The 23,442-nt window shown below is 71.6% G+C and carries 25 protein-coding genes; 18 read left to right on the top strand and 7 right to left on the bottom strand.

Going from position 1 to position 23,442, the window contains the following annotated elements; all coding sequences use genetic code 11:
• Positions 1-239: 239 nt before the first annotated feature.
• From F4554_RS00545 to F4554_RS00510, 8 genes are all read left to right on the top strand, one after another.
• A complete protein-coding gene (locus tag F4554_RS00545) occupies positions 240-731 on the top strand; it encodes an Asp23/Gls24 family envelope stress response protein (RefSeq protein ID WP_179785533.1) in 492 nt (163 codons plus the stop codon).
• The gene (locus tag F4554_RS00540) at positions 728-1,132 is read left to right on the top strand and encodes an Asp23/Gls24 family envelope stress response protein (RefSeq protein WP_179785532.1); all 405 of its coding nucleotides are present in this window, start codon (positions 728-730) and stop codon (positions 1,130-1,132) included. Before F4554_RS00545 ends, F4554_RS00540 begins: the two co-directional genes overlap by 4 nt.
• Positions 1,129-1,410, top strand: a complete 282-nt coding sequence (locus tag F4554_RS00535) for a hypothetical protein (protein ID WP_179785531.1) — start codon at positions 1,129-1,131, stop codon at positions 1,408-1,410. Before F4554_RS00540 ends, F4554_RS00535 begins: the two co-directional genes overlap by 4 nt.
• A 40-nt stretch (positions 1,411-1,450) precedes the next feature.
• Positions 1,451-1,642 (top strand): hypothetical protein, encoded by a 192-nt coding sequence (locus F4554_RS00530; protein ID WP_092651195.1) that lies wholly within the window; start codon positions 1,451-1,453, stop codon positions 1,640-1,642.
• Complete coding sequence (locus F4554_RS00525) at positions 1,639-2,079, top strand: Asp23/Gls24 family envelope stress response protein (RefSeq protein WP_179785530.1); 441 nt, start codon at positions 1,639-1,641, stop codon at positions 2,077-2,079. Before F4554_RS00530 ends, F4554_RS00525 begins: the two co-directional genes overlap by 4 nt.
• Positions 2,076-2,717, top strand: coding sequence for a DUF6286 domain-containing protein (locus F4554_RS33380; protein WP_179785529.1), 642 nt, complete (start codon positions 2,076-2,078; stop codon positions 2,715-2,717). Before F4554_RS00525 ends, F4554_RS33380 begins: the two co-directional genes overlap by 4 nt.
• A gap of 44 nt (positions 2,718-2,761) precedes the next feature.
• Positions 2,762-3,289 carry an alkaline shock response membrane anchor protein AmaP gene (locus tag F4554_RS00515; protein WP_179785528.1) on the top strand — a complete coding sequence of 176 codons (528 nt, stop codon included), beginning with the start codon at positions 2,762-2,764 and terminating at the stop codon, positions 3,287-3,289.
• A gap of 82 nt (positions 3,290-3,371) precedes the next feature.
• On the top strand, positions 3,372-3,893 hold the full coding sequence (locus tag F4554_RS00510; RefSeq protein WP_179785527.1) for a hypothetical protein: 522 nt from the start codon (positions 3,372-3,374) through the stop codon (positions 3,891-3,893).
• Here F4554_RS00510 and F4554_RS00505 read toward each other — a convergent pair.
• Positions 3,880-4,101, bottom strand: a complete 222-nt coding sequence (locus F4554_RS00505) for a hypothetical protein (RefSeq protein ID WP_179785526.1) — start codon at positions 4,099-4,101, stop codon at positions 3,880-3,882. The two genes, F4554_RS00510 and F4554_RS00505, sit on opposite strands and share 14 nt — an antisense overlap.
• Before the next feature lie 156 nt (positions 4,102-4,257).
• Here F4554_RS00505 and F4554_RS00500 point away from each other — a divergent pair, with 156 nt between their 5' ends.
• The 6 genes from F4554_RS00500 (at position 4,258) to F4554_RS00475 (ending at position 11,636) form a co-directional block, all read left to right on the top strand.
• A complete protein-coding gene (locus F4554_RS00500) occupies positions 4,258-5,031 on the top strand; it encodes a DedA family protein (RefSeq protein ID WP_179785525.1) in 774 nt (257 codons plus the stop codon).
• Between the two features lie 308 nt (positions 5,032-5,339).
• Positions 5,340-5,978, top strand: a complete 639-nt coding sequence (locus F4554_RS00495; protein ID WP_179785524.1) for a LysE family translocator — start codon at positions 5,340-5,342, stop codon at positions 5,976-5,978.
• A gap of 146 nt (positions 5,979-6,124) precedes the next feature.
• Positions 6,125-8,881 (top strand): alpha/beta fold hydrolase, encoded by a 2,757-nt coding sequence (locus F4554_RS00490; protein WP_179785523.1) that lies wholly within the window; start codon positions 6,125-6,127, stop codon positions 8,879-8,881.
• Entirely contained in the window at positions 8,878-9,828 is a 951-nt protein-coding gene (locus F4554_RS00485) for an ABC transporter permease (RefSeq protein WP_337795805.1), read from the top strand. The genes F4554_RS00490 and F4554_RS00485 overlap by 4 nt, the downstream gene beginning before the upstream one ends.
• 106 nt (positions 9,829-9,934) lie before the next feature.
• A complete protein-coding gene (locus F4554_RS00480) occupies positions 9,935-10,852 on the top strand; it encodes an ATP-binding cassette domain-containing protein (protein ID WP_179785522.1) in 918 nt (305 codons plus the stop codon).
• On the top strand, positions 10,809-11,636 hold the full coding sequence (locus F4554_RS00475; protein WP_179785521.1) for an ABC transporter permease: 828 nt from the start codon (positions 10,809-10,811) through the stop codon (positions 11,634-11,636). The genes F4554_RS00480 and F4554_RS00475 overlap by 44 nt, the downstream gene beginning before the upstream one ends.
• Before the next feature lie 184 nt (positions 11,637-11,820).
• Here the strand turns inward: F4554_RS00475 and F4554_RS00470 are convergent, their stop codons facing one another.
• Positions 11,821-12,747 carry a DUF5324 family protein gene (locus tag F4554_RS00470; protein WP_179785520.1) on the bottom strand — a complete coding sequence of 309 codons (927 nt, stop codon included), beginning with the start codon at positions 12,745-12,747 and terminating at the stop codon, positions 11,821-11,823.
• Positions 12,748-12,961: 214 nt separating this feature from the next.
• Between F4554_RS00470 and F4554_RS00465 the strand changes: the two genes are divergently transcribed.
• Both F4554_RS00465 and F4554_RS00460 read left to right on the top strand, forming a co-directional pair.
• The gene (locus tag F4554_RS00465) at positions 12,962-13,492 is read left to right on the top strand and encodes a peptidylprolyl isomerase (protein ID WP_337795804.1); all 531 of its coding nucleotides are present in this window, start codon (positions 12,962-12,964) and stop codon (positions 13,490-13,492) included.
• Positions 13,493-13,518: 26 nt separating this feature from the next.
• Positions 13,519-14,436 (top strand): rhomboid family intramembrane serine protease, encoded by a 918-nt coding sequence (locus F4554_RS00460; RefSeq protein ID WP_179785518.1) that lies wholly within the window; start codon positions 13,519-13,521, stop codon positions 14,434-14,436.
• Positions 14,437-14,912: 476 nt separating this feature from the next.
• Here the strand turns inward: F4554_RS00460 and F4554_RS00455 are convergent, their stop codons facing one another.
• Complete coding sequence (locus tag F4554_RS00455; RefSeq protein WP_179785517.1) at positions 14,913-15,173, bottom strand: cell division protein CrgA; 261 nt, start codon at positions 15,171-15,173, stop codon at positions 14,913-14,915.
• Between the two features lie 168 nt (positions 15,174-15,341).
• On the opposite strand from F4554_RS00455, the gene F4554_RS00450 reads away from it, so the two are divergent.
• Positions 15,342-16,190: a DUF881 domain-containing protein gene (locus tag F4554_RS00450; protein ID WP_337795803.1), complete on the top strand. Its 849-nt coding sequence runs from the start codon at positions 15,342-15,344 to the stop codon at positions 16,188-16,190.
• Positions 16,191-16,250: 60 nt separating this feature from the next.
• The gene (locus tag F4554_RS00445) at positions 16,251-16,877 is read left to right on the top strand and encodes an aminodeoxychorismate/anthranilate synthase component II (protein ID WP_179785516.1); all 627 of its coding nucleotides are present in this window, start codon (positions 16,251-16,253) and stop codon (positions 16,875-16,877) included.
• 82 nt (positions 16,878-16,959) lie between these two features.
• Here F4554_RS00445 and pknB read toward each other — a convergent pair whose 3' ends face one another.
• Genes pknB through F4554_RS00425 form a run of 4 tightly spaced genes read right to left on the bottom strand, consistent with a single transcriptional unit; the run spans position 16,960 to position 23,323 of the window.
• Positions 16,960-18,855, bottom strand: coding sequence for a Stk1 family PASTA domain-containing Ser/Thr kinase (gene pknB, locus F4554_RS00440; protein WP_179785515.1), 1,896 nt, complete (start codon positions 18,853-18,855; stop codon positions 16,960-16,962).
• A gap of 31 nt (positions 18,856-18,886) precedes the next feature.
• Complete coding sequence (locus F4554_RS00435; RefSeq protein ID WP_179785514.1) at positions 18,887-20,338, bottom strand: peptidoglycan D,D-transpeptidase FtsI family protein; 1,452 nt, start codon at positions 20,336-20,338, stop codon at positions 18,887-18,889.
• 7 nt (positions 20,339-20,345) lie between these two features.
• Positions 20,346-21,782 carry an FtsW/RodA/SpoVE family cell cycle protein gene (locus F4554_RS00430; RefSeq protein ID WP_179785513.1) on the bottom strand — a complete coding sequence of 479 codons (1,437 nt, stop codon included), beginning with the start codon at positions 21,780-21,782 and terminating at the stop codon, positions 20,346-20,348.
• Entirely contained in the window at positions 21,779-23,323 is a 1,545-nt protein-coding gene (locus F4554_RS00425; protein ID WP_179785512.1) for a PP2C family protein-serine/threonine phosphatase, read from the bottom strand. The genes F4554_RS00430 and F4554_RS00425 overlap by 4 nt, the downstream gene beginning before the upstream one ends.
• Positions 23,324-23,442: the final 119 nt, after the last annotated feature.

The following is a 23,442-nucleotide window of genomic DNA, read 5'->3' as shown; positions in this document are numbered from 1 at the left end:
ACGGAGGAGGTCCGGATGACTGTGATCCAGATCACGTGCAAACCCCCGTGAGGAGAAGAGGCCCAGGAACATCTTCGCTAGGTATATCCGTCCGTCCGATCAGCCGCAAAGCGGTCACCCTGAGCAGGCGCAAGGTGAACGCCCGGCTCGGACGGGCTCGAACGACCGGCAGGACACATGCACGGACGAGGCACCGCTGCGGGTAACACCTGGTGCCGAGGCTTGGACGAGAGGCGAACATGACTGCGCAGACCAACGACAAGACCAAGGCCACCGCGGGTGAGTCGAACGGACCCTCCACCGGTGCGGTCGCCACGCGGAAGGGCACCGACCTGGCCGGCAGCGGCGGCCGCACCGTGATCGCGGACGCGGTCGTCGCGAAGATCGTCGGCATGGCGACCCGTGAGGTCCGCGGCGTCTACGCCATGGGCGCGGGCATCTCCCGCGCGTTCGGCGCGGTACGCGAGCGGATCGGTGGCTCGACGTCCACCGTCACGCAGGGCGTCGCGGTCGAGGTGGGCGAACGCCAGGCCGCCATCGACCTGGACGTCGTGGTCGAGTACGGCGTCTCCATCCCCGACCTCGCCGCGGGCATCCGCCGCAACGTGGTGGGTGCCGTGGAGAAGTTGTGCGGGCTCGAGGTGACCGAGGTCAACATCACCGTCGGCGACATTCACCTGCCTGGTGACCAGGAGACCAACGAAGCTCCCGAGCAGCCCCGGGTCCAGTGAGCCGGCAGGCGGCCGAGTCGGTCGGCACCGAACCGCGAAGCGTCGAGTCGCCCGGCGCCGAGCCCGTCGACGCGGGCCGGTTGGCGGACCGGATCGCCGCGGCGGTCACGGCCTGCCCGGAGGTGGCCCGGCTCAGTGCGGGGCCCGTCGCCACCTACCTGCCCGGGCGCTCTGTGCCCGGGGTGGCGGTACGCGACGACGAGGTCCGGGTGGCCGTGGTGGCCCGGTACGGACGGCCGCTGGCCGAGATCGCCGAGCAGGTACGCGCGGCGGTCGTTCCGCTCGTGTCCGCTCGCCGGGTCGACGTGACGATCGACGACCTGGCGATGGGTGACGAGGAGCAGGACGGGCGACCGGCGGCGGGTGAGGCAGGTGAGGGAAGGGATCCGGGCGTCGGATGAGCTCTGATCCCACCCGCACCCGCGCGGAGCGCAGCGCGTTCCGGGCCTGGGTGCGTGCGCACCACCCGGACGTGGGCGGTGACCACGCCGAGTTCGTCGCCGGACTGGAACGGATGCGTGCCGGCCGCGGCGTCCCGTCGGCACGTACGCCGTCACCGGGAGCAGAAGCCGGCGGGGCGCGAGCCGACGACGTGAGCACGTACCGCCGACGTGGCGGACTGTGGCTTCTGATCCGGTGGTGGCGACGAGTGCGCCGCCGGGAACCCCGGGTGCGGTGACGCGTTCGCGGGACTACTGATCGAAAGGGTGTGGCCTTCGATGGATGAGACGCGCTGGTGGCCGGCGATCGGCATGGCGTTCGGTACGGCTGTGGGATTCGCGGGGGCGTTCGGCGGTTTCTCGGCGTTCCTGATCGTGGCGGTGCTCGGTCTGCTGGGCCTGCTGGTCGGCCGGGCGCTCACCGGCGACCTCGACGTAGGTGCGCTGCTGGGTAGCCGGAGGCGGTCGTGACGACCGTGGCCGAGGCGCCGGCGACCCGGCCACCCGAGTCTGCGTCCGGCACAGGGGATCGGACGAAGACGCTGGGCCCACCGGAGTCGCGGGGTCGTACCGACATCGCCGGCCGCGTCCTCGAACGCATAGCGGGCCAGGCACTCGCCGAGGTCGACCAGGCGGGCGGGGCCAGCCGGCGGGTGCTCGGCATGGCCCTCGGCCGCGACGAACTCGACTCCGGACCGCAGGTGTCGGCGCAGGTGGACGGTGAGTTGGCCACCGTACGCATGACCGTTTCGGTGGTCTATCCCGCGCCGGTGCGCGAGGTGACCCGGAACCTCCGTACCCACGTGATGGAGCGGATCACCGGACTCACCGGGATCGAGGTGCGCCAGGTCGACATCGACGTCGCGCACCTCGTACCCCCGGCCGAGCACGGTAGGAGGGTGCTGTGAGCGCGCCCACCGAGGAGATCCGTACGGCGGAAGACCGGCCTGCCCAGGCTTCGACGCCGCCCACCGGATCGGGCGACCGCACGTCGCTTCGCCGGGCCACCCGCGTGTTCCGCCCCCGCCGGGTGCTGCCGGCCACGATCGTCGCGCTCGTGCTCGCTGTGGTGGCCGCGCTGGTGGCCGTCGAGGTGATCGGCGGGCTGTTCGGGTCCCCGCCCGGACTGCTGCCGGTCGATGGATTGAGTGCGCTCGGTCGGGAAACGCGCTGGAACGACGCACTGCCGTTCGTCGTCTGCGGCGCGGGCATCCTGCTCGGACTGCTGTTGCTCTTCCTCGCGGTGAAGCCCGGCCGTCCGCGTGCGGTGGTGCTGGCGTCGGCGGATCCCCAGGTAGTGATGGGGATCGAGTCCGCGGGGATGAGCCGGCACCTCGCCCGCGCGGCGGAGTCGGTGCCCGGAGTCTCCTCCGCTCAGGTCGCCGTCAGTGCGCGCAGGGTACGGGTGGTCGCGTCGAGTCCCCTGCGCGACACCGCCGGCCTCGACGAGCAGATCCGTACGGCCGTCACCGAACGCGTCGACGAACTCGCGCCGATGGCGGGTCGCCCCAACGTCCGGGTCACCGTCCGCCGCAGACAGGACTGAGTCAGATGACCACGAGGAATCGTCGTACCGCCCGAAGGAACCGCGTGGGGCTCGCGCTCGTCGGGCTGATTCTGCTGCTGGCCGGCGCGGCCGGGCTGGCACGCGGACTGAACGTCCTCCCACGCGTGTTCGGACCCGCCTCCTCCCCGGTGATCGATCCGGCGACCGTCCGGTTCGTCGTGGAGCAGAAGTGGTTCTGGCCCGCGCTCGCCGTGGTCGCGATCGTGCTGACCCTGGTGGGACTGTGGTGGCTGGCGAGCCAGACCCGGGTCGACACCCTGCGCAACCTCCGCCTCGAACCCGACTCGCGGCAGGGCGTGACGAACCTCCCCGGCAGGGCGGTCACCGCCGCGATCGAGAACGACCTCGCCGACAGCCCGTACCTCCACCGCGGCAATGCCCACCTGACCGGCTCGGCGGCCCACCCCCGGCTTCACCTGCACGTCGTCCTGGACCGAGACGCGGACCCGGCAGCAGCCCGGGCCCGGATCGACCAGGCACTGACGCGGGTGCGGCAGGCCGTCGAGCTGGATGAAATCCCGACGACGGTGGAGCTGACCGCACGGCGCTGACGCCGGCCTGTCGGTCGGCCATCCGTTCTGCCTCCACCTCTGGCTCTGCGCGCGCCGGCTCCTCGCCTGCGATGATCGCGACGTGGCGGCCGGGCGAGCAGACGACGGGCGGGCAGACACCGAGACGGACCTGCACGTGACCATCTGCACGTTCGAGCCGCATCGTCCCGGCGTATCGCCTACCGACCGGCGGGTGCTGACGTTCGGCGCTGCGCTGCGTGCCGCGGCGACCGGTCTGCCTCCCGTACGCCTCGTCCTTCGGGGTGTCGGTCCGCATCCTCGTGGGGTCGCGGTGCTCGCCTACCCCGAGGACGACACGGCGGACACGCTGCGCCGCCGGATCGACCGCTCGCTCCAGGCGGGTTCCGGTCTGGACCGACCGGGACCGTCCGCCTCCCGGAAAGCCCGGGACTGGTACGTCAACCTGGTGCACTTCGCCGCCCCGGCGCTCGGCGTCGGAGCTGTTCTCACCTGGTGCGACGACCACCGGGAGGCCGAGCTCGGTTCCGTCGTCCTTCCGGCCGCCGAACTCGTGCGCTGGGACGCGACCGAAGGAACCGTACGACCGGTGCCGCTCGACCGGGTCGAGCTCACCGCCGGTTGAGCCGCCTCTCGCAGCAGGGGAGGAGGGTCGCGGCGCCCTCGGCTCGCAGCCGGTCGAGGAAGGCCGCGCGTTCGGCGAGCTTCCACGGCGCCTTGTCCACAGCGTCGCGGCGTTCGGCGCCGTCGTCGTAGGCGACGCGGAGGCTGTCGAGGACGTCGTCGTAGGCGACGCGGAGGCTGTCGAGGACGTCGTCGTATCGGGTGCTCATGTGCCGCTCCGGACAGTGGTGGGGACTGGACCGCGCTTGCCCTGCACAGATGTGTAACAGAACACGGCCGGGACTGGTCGGGAGCGCTCACGAGGGCCCGATCGTTGCTCCCTGAGGTGGGGTCGCCCCCCGGGTCGCGGTTCGTAGCGTCCAGGCATGATCGAACGGAGTGTGTTTGTGAGCGCCATGACGGTGGCGGCCAAGGCCGAGCCGAGCGGCGGAATCGTCGGCTGGGTCACCGGACTGATGGAGAAGCTCGGCAGCCCGGGCGCCGGCGTGGCGGTCTTCCTCGAGAACCTCTTCCCGCCGATCCCGAGCGAGCTGATCCTGCCGCTGGCAGGGTTCACCGCGAGCCGGGGTGATCTCAGCCTGCTGGGCGCCATCGGCTGGACCACGCTGGGTTCGACGCTCGGCGCGCTCGTCCTCTACTTCGTCGGCGCAGGTGTGGGCCGCGACCGCACGCGTGCGCTGGTACGGAAGCTGCCCCTGGTGAAGGTGTCCGACGTCGACCGGACCGAGGCGTGGTTCCTGCGGCACGGGCGGTCGACGGTGTTCTTCGGCCGGATGGTGCCACTGTTCCGCAGCCTGATCTCGATCCCGGCCGGGGTGGAACGCATGCCGCTGGTGTTGTTCGTGCCCCTCACCGCGGCCGGCAGCGCGCTGTGGAACTCCGCGCTGATCCTGGCCGGCTACTTCCTGGGTGAGCACTGGTCACTGGTCGAGGTGTACGTCGGAATGCTCTCCAAGGCGATCGTCGCGGTCGCCGCTCTGGCCGTGGTGGCGTTCGTCGTCGTCCGCCTGCTGCGCCGTGACCGTGCCGAGAGCGGCGAGGACGAGGGCGAGGACGAGGGCGAGCGCTGGGGCGCCGAGTGGAAGGGACGCCACGCCCGGCGAGGCCGCCGGCGGCTGGGCGACGAACCCGCGGAGTGACCGCGACGTCAGCGCGGCCAGGGAGCCCGCACAGTGGCAGAACGTAACCAATCCTGAGAGCTGCCCGACATACCCGCCGGCGACCGATCGGCCACCCAACGCGGTGGAATGCGCCCTGGTGCCAGGGCGTTTGGGAGGCGTGGACAGCGGCCACCTAGAGTGGGCAGGCCGCCCGGCACTGGCGATCCCACACCCCCGGTCCGGCACAGAACGTAACCACCAAGGAGCCCGCACACCTGCGTGGCTCCTTCTCGGCGTGCGCCCTGATCGGGCGACTCGCCCAGCAGAACCAGGAGGACCCCAGCTCCATGAACCACGCCCTGCTCATCGCGTTCGTCGTCGCGGTGGCGTTGATCAGCGTCGTACCCGGCCCGGACATGATGTTCGTCCTCGCCCACGCGGTTTCCGGCGGTCGCCGGGCGGGCTTTGTCGCCGCGGCCGGAATGTCGACCGGGCTCATGGTGCACACCGTGGCCGCGGCGTTCGGCCTGGGCGCGTTGATCAGGACCGCGCCGCTGGTCCTCGAGGGCATCCGGATCGCCGGGGCGTTGTTCCTGGTCTACCTCGCCGTGATGACCTGGCGGGCCAGCCGGGGCAAGGGTGGTTCGGTGCGTACGCCGAACAAGCCGCGCTCGCTGCCGCGGGTGTACGCGATGGCCGTGCTCACCAACCTCGCGAACCCGAAGGTCATCCTCTTCTACCTCGCGTTCATGCCGCAGTTCCTCACCACCGGCGCGCACAGCTGGCCGGCTACCGCGCAGTTCCTCGTCCTCGGCGCGATCTTCATCGTCATCGGGATCGTGGTGGACTCCTCGGTCGCCCTGCTGGCCGGCACGTTCTCCGAGCGGGTACTGCGCCGGCAGGCGTTCCGCCGCTGGCTGGAGCGGGCGTCCGCGACCATCTTCGGTGCCCTCGCGATCCGGCTGGTGCTGGACGCCACACAGTAAGTGGGCATTAGCGAGGCAGTAGCAACGCAGTGGCGAGTAAGTAGCGAGTACGCGGCGGCAACCGGCGCCGCGCACTCGCTACGACACGCGTCCCGGCCGGAAGGAACCCACGGACGAGTCCGGCAGGTGCCGCGTACGGTTGCGCCATGGCCGCATCGCCAGCCCGCGGCCGGACGCGCACCCGCGCGGCACTGGTCACTCTCCTCGTCGTCGCCCTCGTCACGGGCGGCGGCGTTGCTGTCGCGGCGGCCGCCCGCGGCACGAACGGGCAGGGCGCCGGGGACAGCGCCGGCTACCGCACCGCCGAATCCATGGTCACCGTTCGCACCGGGCCGCGCGGTGACCGGCCGGTCAGGCTGGACACCCGGCTGTACGTCCCCTCGTCCGCGACCGCCGGCCGCCCGGCGCCGGCGGTGCTGCTCGCCCACGGACTCGGTGGAACCAAGGACAGCGTCGCCGGGCAGGCCCGTGACCTGGTGCGACACGGGTACGTCGTGCTCACCTGGACCGCCGAGGGATTCGGGGGCTCCGGCGGGCAGATCCACCTGGACAGCCCCGACTGGGAGGTCAGAGACGCCCGTCGCCTGCTGGACTGGCTGGCCCGCCGTCCGGAGGTGCGCCGGGACGGTCCGGGCGACCCACGGGTCGGCGTGGTCGGGGCCTCCTACGGCGGCGCGCTGGCGCTGCTGGTGGCCGGCTACGACCGCCGGGTGGACGCGATCGTTCCCCAGGCTACCTGGAACGACCTGGGCAACGCGCTGCTGCCGGAGGCGACCGGGCGTGGGTCAGGCGCCGGCGTACTGAAGCGGGCCTGGGCCGGCCGGTTGTTCGCCGCCGGGCTCGGCTCCGCCCGCGGCGGCGCGGGACGAGCGCCCGCGGGCACCAGCCCCGACTGCGGACGGTACGCCGAGGACGTGTGCCGGGCGTACCAGCGACTGATCCTCACCGGCCGCACCGACCCGGCCACCCGTGCCCTGCTGGCCAGGTCCAGCCCGGCCTCCGTCCTGCACCGCATCACCGCCCCGACGCTGCTGATACAGGGCACCGCGGACACGCTCTTCCCGCTCAGCGAGGCCGACGCCAACGCCATCGGCATCGCCAGGGCCGGCACCAAGGTGCGGGTGGCGTGGTTCTCCGGCGGTCACGACGCCGGCGCCGGCGCCGGCGCCGACCTCGACCAGCGCCGGGTGAAGGCCGCGACCATCGGCTGGCTCGACTACCACCTGCTCCACGAGGGGTCACCGCCGCCGGACTCGTTCGCGTTCAGCCGGGTCACCGGCACCGGCTACGGCGGGGAGGGCGTGCGCGTGCTCGGCCTCTACGCCGACAACTACCCCCGCCTCGACGGGGACCGCCCGGCCCGCAACGTCGCGCTGCACGGGTCTCCGCGCGCGGTCAGCAACCCACCGGCCGGCACTCCCGCGGCCGTCTCGTCCGTACCCGGGCTGGGCGCCCTCGCCGGTTCGCTGCTGTCGCGGTCCTCGGCCGGCTCCTCCTCCGACCCTTCGTCCGGCGCCTCGTCCGGTTCCCAGTCCGGCTCCTTGTCGGAGTCCCCGCTCGCGGGGTCGCTCGGCGGTTCGTTCACCACGGACGTCCCCGGCCAGTTCACGTCGTACGACTCGGCGCCGCTGGCAGCGCCCGTCGACGTCACCGGCGCACCCACCGTGCGGATCCGGGCGGCTTCGCGGTCGGACAGTGCGGTGTTGTTCGTCAAGCTGTACGACGTCGCGCCGACCGGCGCCCGGGAACTCCCCGGCGGCGGCGTCGCACCCGTCCGGCTGGCGGGGCTGCCCGCCTCGATCGAGGAGGCCAGGCCGGTGTCGGTGACCCTGCCCGGCATCGTGCACCGGTTCCCTGCCGGTCACCGGCTCCGGGTCACCCTCGCCACCACCGACCAGGCGTACGCCGGACCGGCGCAACCGCAGGTCTACACCGTCGGCCTCGCTCCGGGCGCCGGGATCAAGCTGCCGCAGGTGGCCGCGTTCACCGCCTCCGACCCGACCGGACCGTGGGTCGTCCTGCTCGGTGCCGTCGTGGCCGCGCTGGTGGTCGTACTCCCGCTCGGCTGGTGGGCGGCGCGCCGGTGGAGCAGGCGGCGGGTTCGGCGGGTGGTGGCGGAGTACGCCGACGTGCCGCTGGTGGTCCACGGCGTGACCAAGACCTACGCCGACGGGCTCACCGCGCTGGACGACGTCGACTTCACCGTCCGCCGCGGCGAGGTGGTCGGGCTGCTCGGCCCGAACGGCGCCGGTAAGACGACCTGTCTGCGCATCCTGCTCGGCCTGGTCCGGCCGACCGCGGGCGAGGCGCTCGTCTTCGGCCACCGGGTCGGCGCCGGCGCACCCGTGCTGTCCCGGGTGGGCCCGTTGGTGGAGGGGCCGGGCTTCCTGCCGGATCTGACCGGCCGGGCCAACCTCGAGCTCTTCTGGCAGGCCACCGGCCGCCCGCCGGGCGACGCGCACCTGGACGAGGTGCTCGCCATCGCCGCCCTCGGCCCCGGCCTGAACCGCAGGGTCCGCACCTACAGCCACGGCATGCGGCAGCGGCTGGCGATCGCCCAGGCCATGCTCGGGCTACCCGACCTGCTCATCCTGGACGAGCCCACCGACGGGCTCGACCCGCCACAGATCGCGACCCTGCGGCGTACGCTGCGCGCCTACACCGCGGGTGGCCGAGCGGTCCTCGTGTCCAGCCACCTGCTCGCGGAGGTGGAGCGCACCTGCAGTCACGTCGTGATCCTGCACCGGGGCCGGCGGCTGGCGGCCGGGACGGTTGCCGAGGTCGTCGGTGACTCACCGACCCTCGAGGACGTGTTCCTGACCCTGGTGGAGGACGAGACGCCGGCCGACCAGTCGCCGGCCGACGACCTCGTGGCCACGGTCGAGAAAGGTGGTCCGGCGTGACCGAGCAGGCGAGCGAGAACCCAGCCGCCATCGAAGACTCCGCCGCGACCGACGATGCCGCCGACGCCCCGAATGGAGCGGAGACCGGCGCCGCGGTGGCCGGCGCCGTCGACGGCGGGACGCCCGGCTACCGGTCCGGTGCCACCCTGCCGTTCCGGGCGGAGCTCCGCCGGCAGCTGCGCCGCCGGCGCACCGCCCTCGCGTTCGGACTCGTCGTCGCGCTCCCCCTGGTCCTGGTGGCGGCGTTCACCTGGGGGTCCGGAGACAGCGGCGGGCTGCCGTCGTTCGGTGCGCTGGCGACCTTCGGCGGCGTCAACTTCACGGTGTTCACCCTGGCCACCGCGGCGGCCCTGCTGCTCACCCTGATCGTCGCGCTGGTGTGCGGCGACGCGGTGGCCGGCGAGGCCGGGTGGGGAAGCCTCCGATACCTGCTCGCGGTGCCCGTCTCCCGCGCCCGGCTGCTCGGGGTGAAGCTGGCGGTCGGCCTCGCCACCTCGGTGGTCGCGCTGCTGGTCCTCACCGTCACCGCCCTGGCCGTGGGCAGCGCGGCGTTCGGCTGGCACCCGTTGCGTACCCCGCGTGGCGACGAACTGCCTCCGGTGGACGCGCTGTGGCGAATCGCGGTGATGGTCGGCTACCTGGCGGTCTGTCTGCTGCTGGTGGCGGCGCTGGCGTTCTGGTTCTCGGTGCGCACCGACGCGCCGCTGGTCGCGGTGGGCGGGGCGGTCCTCGTGGTGATCGTCGCGAACATTCTGGACGCGGTAGAGGCGCTCGGCGCGATTCGTTCCGTACTCCCGATGCACTACGCCGCCGCCTGGCGCGGGCTGTTCACCGATCCCCTGCAGTGGGAGGACCTGGCCAAGGGCACCCTGTCGTCCCTGGCGTACACGGGGATCTTCCTGGCGTTGGCGTGGTGGACGTTCCTCCGCAAGGACGTCCTCTCCTAGGGTCCGTCCTGTCTGAGAAAGCCGCAGGTCACCGGCCCTTTGGAGAGCCCTGACCCAGGTCGTTCGTCGGCTCACGACCGGACCGGCCCAGAGCTAGGCTGGCAGGATGAGCGTCGGTCCCACCGGGCCGTCCGACGGCCTGTCCACAGGGCCGCCCTGCGGCCTGTCCACAACTCTTTCCACAGGTCTGTACGACGGGTCCACCGAGGCGCCGGCGGCGTGTCTGCGCGGCCTGTCGTACCGCTTCAAGGAGCACCTGGCCGTCGACGAGGTCGATCTCGACGTACGCCGCGGTGAGGTGTTCGGACTGCTCGGCCCCAACGGAGCGGGCAAGACCACCACGATCCGGCTGCTCACCACGCTGCTGCCGATCCAGGACGGCCAGGTGCACGTCTTCGGACGCGACGTACGCCGGTCGAAGATGGCGGTCCGCCGGCTGCTCGGCTACGTGCCCCAGCAGCTGTCCGCGGACGCGGCCCTCACCGGGCGGGAGAACGTCACGCTGTTCGCCCGGCTGTTCGACGTGCCGCGGAGCGAACGACGCCGCCAGGTCGACGACGCGCTCACCGTGATGGGCCTGTCCGACGCGGCCGACCGGCTCGCCTCGACGTACTCCGGCGGCATGATCCGCCGGCTCGAGCTCGCCCAGGCACTGGTCAGCCGCCCGCAGCTGCTGGTGCTCGACGAACCCACCATCGGCCTGGACCCGATCGCGCGCGGGACGGTCTGGGAGCGCGTCCAGGAGTTGCGCGCCGACACCGGCATGACGGTGCTGGTCACCACCCACTACATGGACGAGGCCGAGCAGGAGTGCGACCGGATCGCGCTGATGCACCTCGGCCGGCTGCGCGCGGTCGGTGCACCGGCGGAGCTGAAGGCCGCGCTCGGGCCGGGCGCCACGCTGGAGGCGGTCTTCCGGCACCACTCCGGCGACGTGTTCGGCGACGGAACCGGCGACGGCGAGGAGGGCGGTGACTTCCGTGGCGTCCGAAGCACGCGTCGCACGGCCCGGCGGCTCGGTTGACCAGCCCATCCGGGAACGCGTCCCGTGGCGGCTGCCGAGCCGGGTGGTGACCCTGTGCCTGCTCGAACTGCAGAAGCTGCGTCACGACCGGACGGAGCTGGTCACCCGCGCGGTGCAGCCGGCGCTGTGGCTCACCGTCTTCGGTACGACGTTCAGCCGGTTGCACGTCATCCCCACCGGCCAGGTGCCCTACCTGGACTTCCTGGCACCGGGGATCCTGGCCCAGTCGGCGTTGTTCATCGCGATCTTCTACGGCATCCAGATCATCTGGGAGCGCGACGCGGGCGTGCTCGCCAAGCTGCTGGTCACCCCGACCCCGCGGGCCGCGCTGGTCAGCGGCAAGGCGTTCGCGGCGGGGGTGCGAGCCTGTGTACAGGCGGTGATCGTGCTGCTTCTCGCGGCGGTGCTCGGGGTGGACCTGACCGCGAACCCGCTGCGCATCCTGGGCGCGTTCGCCGCCCTGATGCTCGGCGCGGCGTTCTTCTGCTGTCTGTCCCTCACCATCGCCGGGCTGGTGCTCAACCGCGACCGGCTGATGGGAATCGGGCAGGCGCTGACCATGCCGTTGTTCTTCGCCTCGAACGCGCTCTACCCGGTGGCGCTGATGCCGGGCTGGCTGCGCTGGATCGCCCTCGCCAACCCGTTGAGCTACCAGGTGGACGCGCTACGTGGACTGCTGGTGGGTACGCCCGCGCACCTGGCGCTGGACTTCGCGGTGCTCGCCGTGGCCGCCGGCGTGGGCATCACCGCGGCGTCCGCGTTGCTCGGCCGGCTCGCCCGCTGAGCACGCCGAGCACGCTGGCAACCGCGGGCCGGTCGAACGCCGGACACCGGCCCCGAGACGGCTCGGGGACGCGGAACGCCGGCAGCGCGACGCTCGGCCCGCTGGATGCGGGTGAGATCGCGCTGCCGGCGCAGAGGTGCTGGTGCCGCGTGGTGTCTGTGCTGCCAGGTTGCCGAGGGGTACGTCAGCCGGAGTGCCGGCCGTCGCGGTCGTTGTCCTCGGCGGCCTCCGGCGTCTCGACGTGCTCGGCCGGTGCGTCCGGCGTGGTCGGGATCGGCGGCGTGGGAGTGCGGTCGGCGACCGCCTCGCCCGGGCTGGCGCCCACGGTGTCGGCCGACTCGGACGACGCGTGCTTGGGCGCACCGGACCCGGCGACCGTCTCCGGCGTCTGGCCGGGCGCGGGCGGGCTCGCCGGAGCCGAGGTCTGCGGCGGCGCCGCCGACGGCATCGGCTGCCACTGCTGCTGGCTGCTCCCCTTGAGGGCGCGGTAGGCGGCGATGGCGGCGCCGCCGAGCGCACCGACGAGCAGGAGCAGGCCCCACTTGCGCTTGCGGTGCGGCTTGGCCACCTCGACCTCGCCTCGCAGGGCGGCGTAGGCGGCGGTGCCACGGCGTACGGCCTCGTCGCGGTAGGGCTCGCTGACCTCGAGCGCGTGCACGACCGCCTCGCTCACCCGCGGCGCGACGTCGTCGACGAAGACCTGGCGGGCGTGCTCGACAGCGGGGGTGACCTTCTCCCGGGCCTCCTCGACCGCCGGGCCGAGGTGCGTCCGGGCGTTCTCCACGGCGGGGCCGAGGTGCGTCCGGGCATTTTCGACGGCCGGGCCGAGGTGGGACCGGGCGTTCTCGACGGCGGGGCCGAGGCGTCCCCGGGCGTTCTCCACAGCCGGGCTCATCCGCTCGCGGGCGCTCTCCACGGCCGGCGCGACGCGTTCGCGGGCGGACTCGACGGCGGGGATGACGCGTTCGCGGGCGGACTCGACAGCGGGTACGAGTCGCTGGCGCGCACTGTCAACGGCGGGGGTGAGTCGTTCGCGGGTGTAGTCGGCGGCCGGAGCGACCCGATCGCGGAGCTCCGGGGCCAGGCCCGCTCGCTTCTTCTGGCGTCCCATCTGGTTGCGCCTCCTTGTCCACACGTGCGGCGTGCGGCTTCTTCTCGAGTCCCCGTGCACCACGCGGCGGGGATGTGTCGGGATGCCTTTCCCACGGTGCCTCCGATCATGCCCGGTCGGCACGTTCATGTCGCGGGGGCACCCCGCAAGCATTCCACTCGTTGCCGTGAAAGGATCGCCGCTACGGCAACACGAGCGGAGAGAGGACGTACCGGTGAGTGAAGAGACGTTCGCCACACTTCGGACCTCGAAGGGCAATGTGGTGATCCGGCTGTTCCCCGATCACGCGCCCAAGACGGTGCAGAACTTCGTCGGCCTGGCGGAGGGTACCCGCGAGTGGGTCAACCCCGAGACCGGGGAGAAGTCCTCCGACCGCTTCTACGACGGCCTCACGTTCCACCGGATCATCGAGGGCTTCATGACCCAGGGTGGCTGCCCTCTCGGCACCGGCACCGGCGGTCCGGGTTACCGCTTCGGCGACGAGATCCACCCCGATCTGCGCTTCGACCGTCCCTACCTCCTGGCGATGGCGAACGCCGGCCCCAACACCAACGGCTCGCAGTTCTTCATCACCGCCGGTCCGACGCCGCACCTCAACGGCCGGCACACGATCTTCGGTGAGGTCGAGGACCAGGCCAGCCGGACGGTGCTGGACGAGATCAACTCCGTGCCCACCGGGCAGATGGACCGGCCGCTCGAGCCGGTCATCCTGGAGTCGGTCGACATCGAGCGCCGCGAGGCCTGACCCCCGACGACCTGGGCCGAGCAGCGATGACCGACCAGCCAGGGCCGGACGAAGGCCCGGAGGCCAGCCAGTCCTCCGGGCACCCGCCCGTGCCGACCTGTTACCGCCACCCCCAGCGCGAGACCTACATCCGTTGCCAGCGCTGCGAACGGCCGATCTGCCCGGACTGCCAGCGGCAGGCGGCCGTTGGTTTCCAGTGTGTGGAGTGCGTGCGCGAAGGAGCCCGGTCCACCCCGGCCGCCCGCACGCGGTTCGGCGGTATCGTCCGCGGCCGCGACGGGCTCGTCACCAAGGTGCTGATCGGGCTCAACCTCCTGGTCTTCCTGGCGACGGTGGTGGTCGGCCGGTCGGTGGAGCAGGAACTCTCCCTGGTCGGCAACAGGTTCTTCTTCGCCGACGCGGTCGGTGAGTCCTTCGGCGTGGCCGGCGGCGCCTACTGGCGGCTGCTGACGTCGGCGTTCCTGCACGTCGAGATCTGGCACCTGGCGATCAACATGTTCTCCCTGTGGGTGCTCGGTCCACCGCTGGAGCGGCTGCTCGGCCGGTTGCGGTTCACCGCGCTCTACCTCGTCGCGGCGCTGGCCGGCAGCGCCGTCGCGTACGCCTTCACCTCGCCGTTGACGCCGATCCTCGGTGCGTCCGGCGCGATCTTCGGACTGTTCGGCGCGACCGTGATGATGGCCCGGCGGATGCGGGCCGACATGAGCTGGTTCCTCGGGATCCTGCTCATGAACGTCGTGCTGAACGTCGTCTTCCGGCACTTCCTGTCCTGGCAGGGCCACCTCGGCGGGTTCGTCGCCGGGCTGGTGCTGGGTGCGGTACTCGCGTACGCGCCGCGGGAACGCCGTGACCTCGTGCAGGGCCTCGGCTTCGCGGGTGTGCTGCTCGCCTCGATCGCGCTGATCCTGTGGCGAACCGCGCAGATCAACGCCGGCCTCGCCTGACCTCCCGTAGCTCTGGCTGACGCTTGGCACCCAGGTCCGGCGTCCGTCGTCGTGGCGAGGCGCTCACACCTCTGGCCCGCCTTCTCCACAGTCCACAGCTGTGGAAAACCCCCGGGCGATCACCGGGGATATCCCCAGGCTGCCTGTGGATGTTGGGGACAACTCCCGAATAGCTGGGGACAGCGTGTGGACGCCTGGTCCGCGGTACAGATCAAGCCGCTGACCTGCAGCTTTCTCAGGTTTACTCGTCGTTGCCGAGTGGCCTGAGCCCGCGCGGGAGTCTCGCCGGATCGGCGTACTCGCACAGTCTCGGCGGGTGGGGCGGTCGGCGGCGGCTCCACAGGTGCCGATCCACAGGGAAGTTGTCCACAGCCTGGGGATGGCGGTGTGGATGAACTACACGGGTGTAAGCCGTTCGCGCGACACCAATGGGTCACCGAGCAGTGATCGCGCGGCCATCGCAGGACGAGGGGAAGTCAGCGCCACTGAGTAGAGACGACGAACCCGGTGGCGATCAGACCCATCCCGATCAGGATGTTCCAGTTGTGCAGATCGCGCATGCCGGGAATCTCGGTACCGGCGAGGTAGAAGGTGACGATCCAGGCCAGGCCGACCAGGAAACAGGTCAGCATGACCGGCACCACCCACCGTCCGGCGTGCCTGCTTCCCTCGCCCTTCGCGGTGCCGCCGCGGGGAGGGGTGTAAACCTGCTTCTTCCGGCCGTGTGATTCGGGCACCTTGCCACCTTTCGTAGTAAGACGTCCGAGCCGGCCGGCATGGCCGACGCCGGCTGGAGCCGGCTCACAAGGGCGGGACCCTGACGGGGGACGCTGACTGGACACTGGTCGGACACGGACGTCGGTTAGCGTAGTCAACACTCAGGGCGCGACGACGACGGAGGGCACGTGGCTGACCAACTGCCCGACTCGTCGACCTCCGAGTCGGCGGACAGCAAGGACAGCAAGGACAGCACCGACAGCACCGACGGCAAGGACACCCGGCGCCGTCGCCGGCTGCGCCCGTCCCGGTTGCTGGCAGCACTGACGTTCGCGCTGGCCGGGTTTCTTGGAGTGACCAGCGCGGTGAGCGCCGACGGCACCGACCTGCGGGCCGAACGCCAGACCGACCTGGCCGACCTCGCGCGGACCCAGCTGCAGACCAACAAGCAGCTCGGCGAACGCGTGAGCAAGCTCCGGGCGCAGGTCGACGAGCTCCTGGCCCGACAGCTGCGCAACGACCGGTCCGACGCGGCCCAGAAGAAGGTCGACCGGCTCGCGCCCGTCGCCGGGCTGACTCCGGTCCGGGGCCCGGGGGTCACCGTCGTGCTGGACGACGCTCCACCCAGCGCCCGTACCAACGACACCGACCCCGACGCCCTGGTCGTCCACCAGCAGGACATCCAGGCCGTGGTGAACGCGATGTGGGCCGGTGGCGCCGAGGCGATGACGATCCAGGGACAGCGGGTGATCTCCACCTCCGCGATCCGCTGCGTCGGTAACTCGGTCGTACTCCACGGTGTCCCCTACCCGCCGCCGTACCGCATCGAGGCGGTCGGCGACGTGGGCGGCATGATCCAGGCGATCGGGGACTCGCCCGCGATCAACACCTACCTCGCCTACGTCACCGACCCGAGGTACCGCCTGGGGTGGAAGCTCACTCGGTCGACGAACCTGCGGATGCCGGCGTTCGACGGGCCGCTCAACCTCGACTACGCCGCCGAACGCGACGTCAGCGGGGACGCGGCCTCCCGCTGACCGGTGCGGTAGTCGACGGGCGGCGGGACGTTCGGACGGGGCGCGCAGCACAATGGTCCGGTGAGCACCCGCATCCTCGTCGTCGACAACTACGACTCCTTCGTCTTCAACCTGGTGCAGTACCTCTACCAGCTCGGAGTCGAGTGCGACGTACGCCGCAACGACGAGGTGGAGCTGTCCGAGATCGACGGCTATGCCGGTGTCCTGCTCTCCCCCGGGCCGGGCACCCCGGAGCACGCCGGCGTCTGTGTCGACCTGGTGCGCCGGGCGGCCGGGCGGGTTCCGGTGTTCGGGGTGTGTCTCGGTCTGCAGGCGATCGCCGTCGCGTACGGCGGGGTGGTCTCCCGCGCTCCCGAACTCCTGCACGGCAAGACCAGCCTGGTCCACCACGAGGGCGCAGGGGTTCTGGCCGGGCTGCCGGACCCCTTCACCGCGACCCGCTACCACTCCCTGGCGGTCGAACCCGGCTCGGTGCCGCCGGAGTTCGAGGTCACCGCCCGAACCGACTCCGGCGTACTGATGGCGCTCAAGCACCGCGAGTTCGACTGCGAGGGAGTGCAGTTCCACCCCGAGTCGGTCCTCACCGAGGGAGGCCACCGGTTGCTGGCCAACTGGCTGGTCACCTGTGGCGAGGCGGACGCGGTGGAACGGTCGGCCGGGCTCGCGCCGGTGGTCAGCCGCTCGTGAGCCGGACCGGCCGATGCGTACCTCCTCCTCGCCTGACCTGACTCCCCCGCGCCCGTCGCCGGGCGGTCGGGCAGCCGACGAATCAGGCCGCGGGTGGCGGAGGCGGTGGGGTCTTCGCGGCGTCACCCTGAGGTGCCGGCGTGGTGGGCGTCGGCTGGGGTTCCGGCGGCGGGGTGTCCGTGGGCGTCGGCTTCGGACTCTCGGTCTGGGTCGGAGTCGGCTCCGGCTGGGTCGGAGTCGGGGTCGGAGTCGGCGACGGCTCCTTGGTCTTGGTGGGCTTGGGCTTCGGCTGCGGCTTGGGCTGGCCGGCCGGCGCCCGGGCGATCACGATCGTGACCGTCGTGTCGGGTTCCCGTCGTTGTCCGGCGCCCGGCACCTGCCGGACGACCGTGCCCGCCTGTGCCTGCGACGTGGTGTCGTAGCGCTTGCTCACCCGGAACCCCGCGTCGGCGAGCCGGGCCTCCGCAACCGCCACGCTGTCCCCCACGACGCGCGGGACGGACACCAGCCCGCTCGCGTGGTACAGCGTGACGGTGCTGCCGGCCTTGACGACCGACCCCTCGTCCGGGTTGACGCGACTGACCGAGTTGGCGTCACCGCTGGCGTTGGAGTCCTCGCGGCTGACGACGTTCAGGCCTTCCTTCTCCAGCATCGCGCGGGCCGCGGAGACCTTCTTGCCCACCACCGCGGGGATGGTGACATCGCCCTGTCCACTGGACACCGCGACGTCCACGGCGCTGTCGACCTTGGCGGAGGCGCCCGGCGTGGGGTTCTGGGAGACGATCTGCCCCTTCGTGACGTCCTTGCTGGCCTGCTGGGTGACCTTGCCGAGCCGAAGCTGGCTCCGCGCGAGCACGGCCTGCGCCTCGGTCAGCGTCTTTCCCTGCAGCGTCGGGGTGGAGACGGTGTTCGCGGAGTTCTTGCCCAGGCTCTGCAGGCCGATGAACGCCGCGACGCCGAGCACGAACACGATGGCGATGGCGAGCAGGATGTACGCCGCCCTCCGGCCGCGCTGTGGGTTCTGCTCGTCGTCCTCGGCGTAGGCGGCCGCGCGTTCGTGGTTCGTCGGGGTGTCCGGCTCGTCCGGCGGCAGGAAGCGCGCGGTCGCATCGGCGGCGAGCATCGGCGCGATGAGTTCCTGGCCGGACAGCCCGCGTTCGATGTCCTGCCGCATCTCCGCCGCGGACTGGTACCGGTCGTGCGGCTTCTTCTGCAGCGCCTTGAGGGTGATCGCGTCGGCGATCGGCGGCACCTCCGGGTCGAGCATCGACGCTGGCCGAGGCTCCTCCCGGACGTGCTGGTAGGCCACGGAGACCGGCGAGTCGCCGACGAACGGCGGCCGGCCGGTGAGGAGTTCGTACAGCAGGCAGCCGGTGGAGTAGATGTCGCTGCGGGCGTCGACCGACTCACCGCGCGCCTGCTCCGGGGAGAGGTACTGCGCGGTGCCGATGACGGCCGCGGTCTGGGTCATCGTGGCCGAGGCGTCGGCGACCGCGCGGGCGATGCCGAAGTCCATCACCTTGACGTCGCCGCTCGGCGTCAGCATGACGTTGCCGGGCTTGATGTCGCGGTGGATGATGCCCGCGCGGTGGCTGTACTCCAGTGCCTCCAGCACGTCCGCGGTGATCTCCAGCGCCCGCTCGGGGAGGATCCGCCGGCCCTCGCGGAGCACGTCGCGCAGGGTCCGTCCCTCGACGTACTCCATGACGATGTACGGCACCGAGATGCCGTCCGCCTTCTCCTCGCCGGTGTCGTAGACGGCGACGATGGTCGGCTGGTTGAGCGCCGCCGCGGACTGCGCCTCGCGCCGGAACCTCGCCTGGAAGATCGGGTCGGTGGCGAGGTCGGGGCGCAGCGTCTTCACCGCGACCGTGCGGCCGAGTCGGCGGTCGACGCCGATCCTCACCTCGGCCATGCCGCCGTGCCCGAGCACCTCGCCGAGCTCGTAGCGGCCGCCGAGGAATCGCGCCTCCGTCATGACGTACCTCTCTTCACACGGTGTCGCGGCGTCATCGCCCGATCACCGCCCGCATCACGGCCTTGGCCACCGGGGCCGCCAGCTGTCCGCCGGAAATCTCGTTGCGCCCCACGTTGGCGTGCTCGATGACCACGGCCACCGCGACCTGGGGGGCGTTCGCCGGCGCGAACGACGTGAACCAGGCGTACGGCGGTTTGTCGGGCGTGGTCTGAGCCGTTCCCGTCTTGCCGGCCACCGACACCCCGTCGATCTTCACCGGCGCACCGGTGCCGTGGTCCACGACGTTGACCATCATCTTGGTCAGCTGCCCGGCGACGTCCCCGGACACCGCCTGGGACAGCGTCTGGGGCTCGGTCACCTCGAGGGTCTTCAGGTCCGGCCCGCTCACCTTGGCCACGACGTAGGGCTGCATCACCTTGCCGCCGTTGGCGATGCCGGCGGAGACCATCGCCATCTGCAGCGGCGTGGCGGCGACGTCGTACTGGCCGATCGAGCTCTGTGCGAGCTGCGGGGGGTTCAGCTCCGAGGGGAACACGCTGGTGGAGGCGTTGAGGTCCTGGAGGTACTCCTGGCCGAAGCCGAACTTCTCCGCCTGCTGGCGCAACGCCTTGTCGCCGACCTTGAGTCCGAGTCCGGCGAACGCGGTGTTGCAGGAGGTGGCCAGGGCCTCGGTGAGGGTGACCTGCGGAGCGGGCCCGCACAGGCCGTTCTGCCAGTTCTTCATGTTGAACGTGGTCAGCGGGAGGTCCAGCACGGCCGGCGCGGGGAGTTGGGTGTTGGGGTTGAAGCGCCCACTCGACAGGGCCGCCGCCGCGGTGACCAGCTTGAACGTCGAGCCCGGCGGGTAACGGCGCTGTGCCGCGCGGTTCTCCATCGGGTTGCTGGAGTCGTCCTGCAGCTTGTTGGCCGCCTTCAGGATCGAGTTGGCGTTGTGGGAGGAGAGCTGGTTGGGGTCGTACGTCGGCTTGCTCACCATCGCCAGGATCTTGCCGGTCGACGGCTCGATCGCGACCACGGCGCCGCGCTTGTTGCCCAGCGCGTCGTAGGCCGCCTGCTGCGCCTTCGGGTTGATCGTCAGCAGGACGCTGCCGCCCTGCGGCTTGCGGTTGGTGATCAGGTCCACGATCCGGCGGACGAACAGCCGGTCGTCGGTCCCGGACAGGACGGAGTTCTCCGCCTTCTCCAGGCCGCGCCGGCCGAGGACGTAGGAGTAGTAGCCGGTGAGGTGGCCGTACAACTGCGGGTCGCGGTACCTGCGGAGGTAGACCAGGTCGTCCTTGGTCTTCACGGAGTAGGCGACCTGGGTGCCCCCGACGAGGATCGGGCCCCGCTCCCGGGCGTACTCGTCCAGCGTGACCCGCTTGTTGTCGGAGCGGTCGTTGAGGTCTGAGGCCTGGAAGACCTGGATGTAGTTGGCGTTGGCCAGCAGGGCAAGGAACAGCACCATGAAGGCCACCGCGATCCGGCGGATCGAACGGTTCATCGAGACATCACCGGCGTACCACCACTACCTGGGTCAGGGCATCTTCGGTCGGCGCGGGAGGCAGCACGGCGGCCGGCCTTCGCGCGAAGTCGCTGATCCGGAGCATCAGGGCGACCAGCGCCCAGTTGGCAACCAGCGAGGAACCTCCGTAGGACAGGAACGGCGTGGTGAGGCCGGTCAGCGGGATCAGCTTGGTCACGCCGCCGATCACCACGAACACCTGGATGGCGAAGACCGTGGCGATGCCGGTGGCGAGCAGCTTGCCGTACTGGTCGCGGCAGACCAGGGCGGTGCGCAGGCCGCGTTCGACGATCACGCCGTACAGCAGCAGGATCGCCATCAGCCCGGTCAGGCCGAGCTCCTCGCCGATCACCGCGGCGATGAAGTCGCTCTTGGCCAGTGGCACCAGCGTGGGGTGGCCCTCACCGAGCCCGCGGCCGAGCAGGCCGCCGTAGGCGAAGCCGTACAGCGACTGGACGATCTGGTACGCGCCGTCGGCGTTGGCCGGGTCGAACGGGTGCAACCAGGCGTTGACGCGGTTGGCGATGTGGGTGAACTGCGAGATGTGGAGCTGAGTGGCGGCGATGTAGGCGAACCACGCGCCGCCGACGAACATCGTGCCGCCGAGGAACAGCCAGCCGGGGCGTTCGGTCGCGACGTACAACATGACCACGAAGACGCCGAAGAACAGCACCGCGGTGCCCAGGTCGCGCTGGAAGACCAGGATGGCCAGGCTGATCAGCCAGGCGGACACGATCGGGCCCAGGTCGCGGCCGCGGGGCAGGTCGATGGCGAGGAACCGCCGCCCGGCCAGCGCCAGCGCCTCCTTCTTGACCACGAGGTAGCCGGCGAAGAAGACGATCAGCAGCATCTTCGCCACCTCGCCCGGCTGGAACGACAGCCCGGCGAAGCGCACCCAGATCTGCGCGCCCTGGAAGCGCACGCCGATTCCGGGCACCAGCGGGAGGAGCAGCAGCGCGACACCGCCGAACAGCGCGGTGTAGGTCGCCCGCTGCAGCCAGCGGTGGTCGCGGACCAGCAGCAACATGGCGATGAACGCCGCCACACCCACCGCGGTCCAGGTGAGCTGGGCAGGAGCGTCGACGCGGGGCATCGCCTCGCCGGCGTCCTGGGCCGCCTTGACCTTGGACAGGTCGAGCCGGTGGATCAGCGCCAGGCCGAGGCTGTTGAGCAGGACGACGCAGGGCAGCAGGATCGGGTCGGCGTACGGCGCGCGGAACCTGACCACGAGGTGCGCGATGCCGACCAGCAGGACGAGGCCGAGGGCGTACGACACGATCTGCGGGGAGACGTGGCCGGTCACCGCGACGCCGACGATGGCGTACGCACCGACGCCGACTCCGAGCGCGAGGACGAGCAGGACCAGCTCCGCGCCGCGGCGCTTGCGGGGCTGCACGGAGTTGGCCTGCTGTGTGTCGCTCACTTCGTACCTGTCGGGGTCGGAGTCGGGGCTTCGCCGCCGTCACACTCGAGGGGGATGTCGGGCGCGCCGGCCGCGCGGGACTGTGCCGGGGTCTCGGTGACGGACGGTGAGGGCATGGCGGCGTTTGCTTTCGGCGTCTTCGTGGGGCTCGGCCGGCCCGTGGCCTTGCCGGTGGGCCGGGGCGTCGGAGTGGGGGTGGGCTTGGCAGTGCCCTGGGCGGAGCAGCGGCGGGCGACGTCGGACAGCATCGAGACGATGGCCCGGGCCTCGCCGAGGTCGTTGGCCGCGATCGTGCTGGAGACTCGCTCGCGGTGGTACTGCGGGAGCTTGGCCAGCGCCAGCGGCTCGAGCTCGTAGAGCTGGGACACCCGCAGGCCGGGGATCTGCTGGGAGATCCCGCGGAAGATCGCCACCCGGGCGGGCGTGCCTGTGTCGCCGTGGTCCGCCGCGTCGGTGGGATAGGCGCCGACGTAGTACTGCCGCTGGGTCCAGTCGTACGCCCACCGGACGCCGACCACGAGCAACGCCAGCACGGCGAGGATGCACAGGCCGCGGACCAGCCAGCGGAACCGGCGGCGCGGAGGGCGCGGCGCGTAGCGCAGCTCCTCCTCGCGGTCGGCGTCGCCGGGCACACCGGCGCCGACGTCGGCGGTCCGGACGTCGAGGTCTTCGTCCTCGTCGTCCACGACCTGGTGGGTGGAGGTGGGGTGGGAGGAGGTGACGCTGTTGCCGCCCGAACTCACCTCCGGGTCGACCGCCGCCACCGCGCCGACCAGGGCGATCGCGCCCGCGGCCGCACCATGTCCGCCGTCGCGGTCGGGGTCGACGACGTCGGCCACCACGCAGGTCACGTTGTCGGGGCTGCCGTGGTCCAGGGCCGCCTCGACCAGGTTGGTCGCGGCCTCCTCCGGCGTGGCCGCGCGGCCGAGGATCTCCGCGATGGCGGGGTCCTTGATGCCGGCGTTGTCCAGGCCGTCGGAGCAGACCAGGAACCGGTCGCCCGGGTCGACCTCGATCGGCTGGATGTCCGGACGGGCGTCCTGGCGGCCCTCGAGTACCCGGATGATGAGCGACCGGTGCGGGTGGTACTCGGCCTCCTCCGGGGTGATCCGGCCCTCGTCGACCAGGCTCTGCACGAACGTGTGGTCGTGGGTGAGCATCCGCAGCCGGCCACCGCGCAGGAGGTAGGCGCGCGAGTCGCCGATGTGGGCGACGTGGGCGACGATCCCGTCGAACAGGATCGCCGTCAGCGTCGTGCCCATGCCCTCCAGGTGGGGCTCGGTCTCGATCCGGGCGGCGATGCGCGAGTTGGCCTCGCCCGCGACCCGGGTGAGCTCCTGGTCGGGGTCGGCGTGCTCGGCGACGTCGAGGTCACGCACCGTGGTGATCGTGATGGCACTGGCGACGTCGCCGCCGACCGCGCCGCCCATTCCGTCGGCGACCGCGAGGAGGTAGGGACCGGCGTACCCGGAGTCCTCGTTCCGCTTCTTCGGACCGAGACCGACGTCGGTGCGGGCGGCGTACCGGAGCGCGAGCGTCATCCTGCCTTCTCTTGGCCGGGAGAGGTCGGAAGGTGGACGCGGCGGGACCGGACACGGCCGACCCGCCGGACGGCACCGGGCAGCCCGGCCGTCGCTCCGCTCATCCGTACAACCTCGCA

The organism is Actinopolymorpha rutila (genome assembly GCF_013407855.1).
Classification (GTDB): domain Bacteria; phylum Actinomycetota; class Actinomycetes; order Propionibacteriales; family Actinopolymorphaceae; genus Actinopolymorpha; species Actinopolymorpha rutila.
Note: the sequence above shows the minus strand (reverse complement) of the source record. Positions and strands in the feature narration are given on the sequence as shown.

What these genes read in the sequence shown, in the direction of transcription:
- F4554_RS00545 (WP_179785533.1), top strand. Translation starts at nt 240, where the DNA reads ATGACTGCGCAGACCAACGACAAGACCAAGGCCACCGCGGGTGAGTCG.
- F4554_RS00460 (WP_179785518.1), top strand. Translation starts at nt 13,519, where the DNA reads ATGACCGACCAGCCAGGGCCGGACGAAGGCCCGGAGGCCAGCCAGTCC.
- F4554_RS00495 (WP_179785524.1), top strand. Translation starts at nt 5,340, where the DNA reads ATGAACCACGCCCTGCTCATCGCGTTCGTCGTCGCGGTGGCGTTGATC.
- pknB (WP_179785515.1), bottom strand. Translation starts at nt 18,855, where the DNA reads ATGACGGAGGCGCGATTCCTCGGCGGCCGCTACGAGCTCGGCGAGGTG.
- F4554_RS00435 (WP_179785514.1), bottom strand. Translation starts at nt 20,338, where the DNA reads ATGAACCGTTCGATCCGCCGGATCGCGGTGGCCTTCATGGTGCTGTTC.
- F4554_RS00500 (WP_179785525.1), top strand. Translation starts at nt 4,258, where the DNA reads ATGATCGAACGGAGTGTGTTTGTGAGCGCCATGACGGTGGCGGCCAAG.
- F4554_RS00505 (WP_179785526.1), bottom strand. Translation starts at nt 4,101, where the DNA reads ATGAGCACCCGATACGACGACGTCCTCGACAGCCTCCGCGTCGCCTAC.
- F4554_RS00425 (WP_179785512.1), bottom strand. Translation starts at nt 23,323, where the DNA reads ATGACGCTCGCGCTCCGGTACGCCGCCCGCACCGACGTCGGTCTCGGT.
- F4554_RS00480 (WP_179785522.1), top strand. Translation starts at nt 9,935, where the DNA reads ATGAGCGTCGGTCCCACCGGGCCGTCCGACGGCCTGTCCACAGGGCCG.
- F4554_RS00535 (WP_179785531.1), top strand. Translation starts at nt 1,129, where the DNA reads ATGAGCTCTGATCCCACCCGCACCCGCGCGGAGCGCAGCGCGTTCCGG.
- F4554_RS00470 (WP_179785520.1), bottom strand. Translation starts at nt 12,747, where the DNA reads ATGGGACGCCAGAAGAAGCGAGCGGGCCTGGCCCCGGAGCTCCGCGAT.
- F4554_RS00490 (WP_179785523.1), top strand. Translation starts at nt 6,125, where the DNA reads ATGGCCGCATCGCCAGCCCGCGGCCGGACGCGCACCCGCGCGGCACTG.
- F4554_RS00530 (WP_092651195.1), top strand. Translation starts at nt 1,451, where the DNA reads ATGGATGAGACGCGCTGGTGGCCGGCGATCGGCATGGCGTTCGGTACG.